The organism is Actinomadura sp. NPDC048394, from assembly GCF_040651755.1.
In the GTDB taxonomy this organism is placed as follows: domain Bacteria; phylum Actinomycetota; class Actinomycetes; order Streptosporangiales; family Streptosporangiaceae; genus Spirillospora; species Spirillospora montaniterrae.
This window is the reverse complement of record NZ_JBEZJL010000170.1, coordinates 1-3,399: the sequence shown is the minus strand read 5'-3', so window position 1 is coordinate 3,399 and position 3,399 is coordinate 1. Positions and strand designations below refer to the sequence as shown.

3 protein-coding genes are annotated in these 3,399 nt (G+C 70.3%); all 3 read right to left on the bottom strand.

Features of this window, described 5'->3' with window-relative positions; all coding sequences use genetic code 11:
• Positions 1 to 22: 22 nt before the first annotated feature.
• Positions 23 to 1,609: an FtsW/RodA/SpoVE family cell cycle protein gene (locus AB0C78_RS50590; RefSeq protein ID WP_151541689.1), complete on the bottom strand. Its 1,587-nt coding sequence runs from the start codon at positions 1,607 to 1,609 to the stop codon at positions 23 to 25.
• Positions 1,606 to 3,195: a Stp1/IreP family PP2C-type Ser/Thr phosphatase gene (locus AB0C78_RS50585; RefSeq protein WP_360762973.1), complete on the bottom strand. Its 1,590-nt coding sequence runs from the start codon at positions 3,193 to 3,195 to the stop codon at positions 1,606 to 1,608. The genes AB0C78_RS50590 and AB0C78_RS50585 overlap by 4 nt, the downstream gene beginning before the upstream one ends.
• Positions 3,192 to 3,399 (bottom strand): FHA domain-containing protein (locus AB0C78_RS50580; RefSeq protein WP_360762970.1); only part of this gene is annotated, 208 nt, incomplete at its 5' end. The genes AB0C78_RS50585 and AB0C78_RS50580, both read right to left, overlap by 4 nt.

Below are 3,399 nucleotides of genomic sequence, written 5' to 3'. Positions count from 1 at the left end.
GTCCATGTTCATGGAGCGGAGATCACCTCGTGCTCACGATCTGGGTCATGCCCTCGTCCTGGATGGCCTGCGGGGCGGGCTTGCGCGCGTCGTGGCTCATCCGCACCAGGATCGCGATCAGGATCCAGTTCGCCATCAGCGACGAACCGCCCTGCGACAGGAACGGCGTGGTCAGACCGGTCAGCGGGATCAGCTTGGTCACCCCGCCGACGATCACGAAGACCTGCAGGCCCAGCACGAACGAGACGCCGCCCGCGAACAGCTTCAGGTACGGGTCCCGCGCGGCCACGGCGGTCTTCATGCCGCGCTGCACGATTAAGGCGTAGACGAGCAGCAGCGCCATGAGCCCGGTCAGCCCGAGCTCCTCGCCCATCGAGTCGAAGATGAAGTCGCTGAACGACAGCGGCGTCTGCCACGGCTGGCCCTGCCCGAGCCCCGTGCCGAGCACCCCGCCCTCGCCGAGCGCGAACAGCCCCATCATCAGCTGCCGGCTGTCGGAGTACTCGCCGCCGAGCTTCGCGCAGGCCGTGAAGCCCGGGTAGCCGCTGCCCGCGGCCTTCTCCTTCTTGTAGATCGTCGTGTCCGGGTTGACCGGGACGACCCTGCCGCTGTCCAGCAGGCAGCCGCCGTCGAAGTACGGCTTCGGGTTCTGCCAGATGTCGATGCGCTGGTTGACGTGCGCCATGAACGGCAGCTGCGTCGCGACGAGCACGCCGACCGCCAGCAGCCCGACGCCGATCGCCACCCACGACACCCGCTGCGTCGCGATGTACAGCATCGACACGAACAGGCCGAAGAACAGCAGCGCCGTGCCGAGGTCCTTCTGCATGAACAGCACGCCCAGGCAGAAGAACCAGATCACGACGATCGGGCCGAGGTCGCGGGCGCGCGGCAGGCTGAACGGGCCGATCTTCTTGCCGATCAGCGACATCGCCTGCCGCTTGTTCACCAGGTACCCGGCGAAGAACACCACCAGCAGCAGCTTGGCGAACTCGCCCGGCTGCACCGACAGCGGCCCGACGTGGATCCACACCCGCGCGCCGTTGATCTCCGCGCCGATGCCCGGCACGATCGGCAGCAGCAGGAGGATGATCGCGATCAGGCCGGTCAGGTACGTGTAGCGCTGCGCGGTCTTCGGCGTGAACGACAGCGGCGCGTCGGTCTTGGTGGTGTCCCGCATGATCAGGACCGCGGCCACGAACAGCCCGATCCCGACGAACGTCCACAGCAGCTGGCCCGGCGCGTCCGCCGCATCCTTGATCAGCTTCTTGCCGGCCAGCTGCGCGGCCTTCTTGGTGTCGCTGGTGTCCAGGTCGAGCCGGTAGATCATCGCCAGCCCGAGCCCGTTCAGCGCCACCGCCAGCGGCAGCAGCAGCGGGTCGGCGTACGGCAGGAACTTCGCCTGCACGAAGTAGGCGGCGAGCGCGAGCACCACCAGGCCGCCGCCGATGGTGAACAGCCCCGCGGGGATGTGCCCGTCACGGGCCAGCCCGACCTCCGCGAACGCCGACAGCGTCAGCACCATCGCGAACGCCAGCAGCGCGAACGACGCCGCGTTCCGCCGCTGGTAGGGCAGGACCGCCCTGATCTGCTCCCCGAGCGAGTTCATCTATGGCTACCCCCGTCGGAGGGGCAGTCCTTGATGGTCGGGTTGCTCCCCTTGCACGCGTCGCGGCGGGCGCCGAGCTCCCTCAGCTTCGCCTCGGCCGCCTGCTGCCCGATGAACGCGAGACCGCCCTTCGTCACCGCGGTCGCGTCCGACGTCGGCAGCTCGCTCAGCGGGATGTCGCTGTTGGTGATCTTCTTCTCCTGGCAGTTGCGCTGGCCCTGCCCCTTGACGACGACGACCTTGCCGGCCTCCTCGGTCAGGACGTACTTGCACACCCGGTTCTTCAGATCGTCCAGCGCGGACGGCCCCGACACCGTGTAGGTGCCCTTCACCTGCGCCTGCAGGTCCAGCGGGAGGTCCGCGACGAGGATCGGCGGGTTCGGCTGCTTGTCGGCCTTCCGGGACAGGCTGATCCCCGGCACCTTCTGCGTCGTCCCCCGGTACAGGACGACCTTCCCGCCCTCCGAGCCGATGTAGTAGCCGTTCCGGACGTTCTGCACCAGCACGAAACCGCCCGCCACCACGGCCACCACGACGACGCCCGCCACCACGATCAGCCACGTCCACCGGCGCGCGCCCCCGCCGCGCCGCCGCTGCGGCGCCGCCATCGGCTCCTGCATGCCCTGCGGCATCGCCCCGGGCGGCCCCGCCATCGGCTCGTTCATCGGCATCGGCGCCGGCGGCGGCATCTCGTCCACCGCGACCGGCGGCTGCGGCATCGTGTCCCGCAGCTGCGCCGCCCGCCCCGCCGGGGTGTCCGCCACCGTGACGTTCGGGCCCGTCCCGCCGCCCGGCGGCTCCGGCGGCGCCGCGTTCGCCGCCGCGCCCACCGCGTGCCCCGGACCGCCCGTCGGCGGATGCCGCTCCAGGTCCACCACGTCCGCGACCACGCAGGTGATGTTGTCCGGCCCGCCGCCCCGGTTCGCCAGGTCGATCAGCTGCCGGACGGCCTGCTCCGGCTCGTCCACGTCCGTCAGCACCTGGAAGATCGTCTCGGCCGTCACCACGCCGGACAGGCCGTCCGAGCACAGCAGGTAGCGGTCGCCGACCTTCGCCTCCCGCAGCGACAGGTCCGGGTCGACCTCGCCGCGGCCGTCCAGCGCGCGCAGCAGCAGCGACCGCTGCGGGTGCGTCGCCGCCTCGTCCGGGCTGATCCGGCCCTCGTCCACCAGCGACTGCACCAGCGTGTGGTCGTGCGTGATCTGGAAGAGGCTGCCGTCGCGCAGCAGGTAGGCGCGCGAGTCCCCGATGTGGACCAGCGCGACCTGGTTGCCCGCCCACAGCATCGCCGTCAGCGTCGTCCCCATGCCCTGCAGGGCCGGGTCGGACTCCACGATGCGGTGCAGGTTGTCGTTGGCCGTCTTCACCGTGTGCTCGAGCGCGGCCAGCAGCTCGTTCGCGGGCAGGTCCTTGTCCAGCCCGCGCAGCGCGTCGATCGCGGCGGCACTGGCGATCTCGCCGCCGACGTGCCCGCCCATCCCGTCGGCCACCGCGAGCAGGTGCGCCCCCGCGTACGCCGAGTCCTCGTTGCCCTCGCGCAGCATGCCGACGTCGGAGCGCGCGGCGTAGCGGATTCCCAGTGTCATTTGCGCAGCTCGATCACGGTCTTGCCGATACGGACCGGTACGCCGGGGGGCACCGGCATCGGCCGGGTCACCTTCGTGCGTCCGAGATATGTGCCATTGGTCGAGCCGAGATCTTCCACGATCCACTGACCGTCCTGCGCATAAAGTCGGGCATGCCGGCTCGAAGCGTAGTCGTCGGTCACCACGAGCGTGGCGTCATTGGCG